This window comes from Photobacterium sp. (assembly GCF_057456235.1).
Map to the genome: position 1 here is coordinate 1 of NZ_JBVCPH010000035.1, position 2,878 is coordinate 2,878.

Below are 2,878 nucleotides of genomic sequence, written 5' to 3' on the forward strand. Positions count from 1 at the left end.
TGACTTCAGAGCGTTCAAGCAACTACGATCAATCACGCAATTCCTTCAAGAACCATCGATCACACGCATTGTGCGCTGTCTGCAACAACGGTGCCGGCAGCTGGATAAACCCAGAAGAGCGATATAAACGTTCTGCCTGCGACATGGTATGCAGCGTTTCCAGATAGCACCAACCATAGTGGCTTTTCGCGAACGCCAGCGCTGTCTTAATCAATTGCTGCCCGACGCCCAGGCCACGCGCATCCCCGCTCACATACATTTTCTGCAGTTCACAGACGGCCGATAACGAAGTGGAGGCCAACTGGCCGATGCCGCAACCACCCACCAGCCGCCCCTGAACCTCCACAACCCAGTAGGCCATACCCGGGCGGTCGTAAGCTGAAGTAAGATCGGACAATTCCGGATCCTGCCAGGCAAATCCCGGCCTGTTCGCACCAAATTCTGTCAATACGGTGCGGATGATCCTTTCCATGTTTTCATTGTCTGCGTGGGTGATTGGTCGCAGTATTATGTTGTCTGTCTGACTTGTATTCTTAACCATTCAGTATCATCTTTACTTTGTTTAACCATTAACCGCACGTGTGACACAAACCAATGAGTTGTTTTACTAATTGGCAATATGCTCCGGTACTGAACGCACCGGGTAATTGAAGCAACGGCTCTGAGTTTGGGTCACGAAAGAGAAATGTAAACTTAACCTAATTGGAAATCTAACTCTATGTCTATTCAAGTTGGCGATACGCTGCCCAATGTTAATCTTTACCAAATGACGGAAACGGGTCCGCAAGCCGTCAGCACAGAAGCCCTGTTCAGCGATAAAAAGGTGGTGCTGTTTGCCTTGCCAGGGGCTTTCACCCCAACGTGCAGCGCGGCGCACGTTCCGGGTTTTGTGGTAAAGGCCGATGAAATTAAAGCACGCGGGGTGGATTCAATCATCTGTACCAGCGTGAATGACGCTTGGGTAATGGACGCCTGGTCAAAACAACAAAACGCCGACGCTATTTTAATGCTCGGTGATGGCAGTGCTGATTTTGCGGATGCCCTCGGTCTCACTGTCGATCTGACCGAGAAAGGCATGGGTGTAAGGTCTCGTCGCTACGCCATGATTGTTAATGATGGTGTTGTTGAGTGGCTTGGGGTCGATGAACCTGGCGAATTTGAGCTGTCCAGTGCCGACACTGTCTTGACGCAACTCTAATCCGAACCAAGCAAATGACATCAAAAGACGTGTTTTATCAAACGCTGGCTGCGGTGCCAAAAGGTAACTACACCAGCTATGGCAAATTGGCTGAGTTGTGTGGCGTTCACGTCAGGCAAATACAAGCCTGGTTAAGAACGCTGCCCAGGGATTCTGGATTGCCGTGGTACCGGATTATCAACAGTCAACGTAAGATTACTGAACACGCTGGCGCGGCGCGCCAGTATCAGTACTTAGCAGAAGAAGGTCTATTGCCAAATAAGCATGGAAAATTTCCTGAAGAATTTTTCTGGCCTAAATAGTATTCTGCTCAACCTCCCTCACCCCTTCTTGGAGAAATTCAGGTGGCTTTTTTAATCCGTCCGGCCGAGTTGGCAGACCTTCCTGCGATGGTCCAGATCCTAAACCCATTTATTAATGAAACGGCGATAACTTTTGATACTGAACCTTACACCGTAGACACCCGCCGCCCTTGGTTTAATCAGTTTTCGACATCGGGCAGACACCGTTGTTTGGTCGCGGAAGCGAATGGACGTGTCGTCGGTTATGCCAATAGCGGTCCACTTCGACCAAAACGCGCTTACGACACCTCCGTCGAAGTCAGTATTTATAAGGCACGGGATTACCATGAAAAAGGCTTGGGCAGTGCACTTTATGACAGATTGTTTTCAGAATTGGCTGATGAAGATGTACATCGAGCACACGCGTTAATCACGCTACCGAATAAAGCCTCTGTCGCCATACATCAGAAATTCGGTTTTAAAGAAGTCGGTACATTGCATGAAGCCGGCCGTAAGTTTGGGCAATACCATTCTGTTTATTGGATGGAAAAGCGTTTCTGAATGCTTATTCTGATGCAGTGTTCCACGTGGAACACTATTTGATTTGACCCTAGATCCCCTGGAATAACTAGCCCCTCTATCGAACTCACGTTGCTGACAGACACAAAAAAGGCGCTGAAATCAGCGCCTTTAAACAAGTGAAACCTTTCAGCGACTGTGATCTAGTAATCCAGATTCGACACCATCAAAGCATTTGACTCGATAAATTCGCGACGAGGTTCAACATCATCGCCCATGAGTGTGGTGAAGATCTGGTCGGCGGCAATAGCGTCTTCAACCGTCACCTGCAACATACGACGGGCATCTGGGTCCATCGTGGTTTCCCACAATTGCTCAGGATTCATCTCACCCAACCCTTTATATCGCTGGATCTGATATCCACGTTTCGCTTCGTTCATGAGCCAGCTAATAACTTCTTCAAAGCTTTGAATTTCGCGCTTCTTATCATTACGCTGAATATAAGCACCATCTTCAATCATGCCCTGCAAAATAGCGCCCAACGCCACGATCGCCTCATAATCATGACTATTAAAGAAGTTATGAGAGAATACATAATCTGTTGATAGTCCATGCGCTGTGGCCTGTACCATCGGTAGCCAGAGGTGCCGTTCTTTGTCTTCGGTAATCGACGCCTGATACACGGTGGCACCCGATAAGACTTCGGCAAAGCTCTCGCTGAGCTGATCGACCCACTCGGCAACGACGTCCTGATCTTTCATCATCTCTTCGGTAAGTGTTGGCAAGTAGATCAACCGTTCCAAGACCGCTTTTGGATACACGCGACTCATCTTGTCGATCCGCGCATGCACAGCATTAAACTGATTTACCAGGTTTTCCA

Annotated in this window: 4 protein-coding genes and 1 pseudogene; 3 read left to right on the forward strand and 2 right to left on the reverse strand. The window is 48.6% G+C overall.

Translation table 11 applies throughout. The features are described from left to right. Positions 1–28: 28 nt before the first annotated feature. Complete coding sequence (locus tag AC2204_RS20540; RefSeq protein ID WP_318927750.1) at positions 29–541, reverse strand: GNAT family N-acetyltransferase; 513 nt, start codon at positions 539–541, stop codon at positions 29–31. 177 nt (positions 542–718) lie between these two features. Between AC2204_RS20540 and AC2204_RS20545 the strand changes: the two genes are divergently transcribed. Genes AC2204_RS20545 through AC2204_RS20555 form a run of 3 tightly spaced genes read left to right on the forward strand, consistent with a single transcriptional unit; the run spans position 719 to position 2,040 of the window. After that, positions 719–1,198 carry a peroxiredoxin gene (locus AC2204_RS20545; RefSeq protein WP_318927751.1) on the forward strand — a complete coding sequence of 160 codons (480 nt, stop codon included), beginning with the start codon at positions 719–721 and terminating at the stop codon, positions 1,196–1,198. A gap of 14 nt (positions 1,199–1,212) precedes the next feature. Beyond that, a complete protein-coding gene (locus tag AC2204_RS20550; RefSeq protein WP_318927752.1) occupies positions 1,213–1,500 on the forward strand; it encodes an MGMT family protein in 288 nt (95 codons plus the stop codon). A gap of 42 nt (positions 1,501–1,542) precedes the next feature. After that, the gene (locus AC2204_RS20555) at positions 1,543–2,040 is read left to right on the forward strand and encodes a GNAT family N-acetyltransferase (protein ID WP_318927753.1); all 498 of its coding nucleotides are present in this window, start codon (positions 1,543–1,545) and stop codon (positions 2,038–2,040) included. Positions 2,041–2,201: 161 nt separating this feature from the next. Here the strand turns inward: AC2204_RS20555 and gyrB are convergent. Next, positions 2,202–2,878 (reverse strand): annotated as a pseudogene (gene gyrB / locus AC2204_RS20560) (DNA gyrase subunit B); the annotation flags it as partial.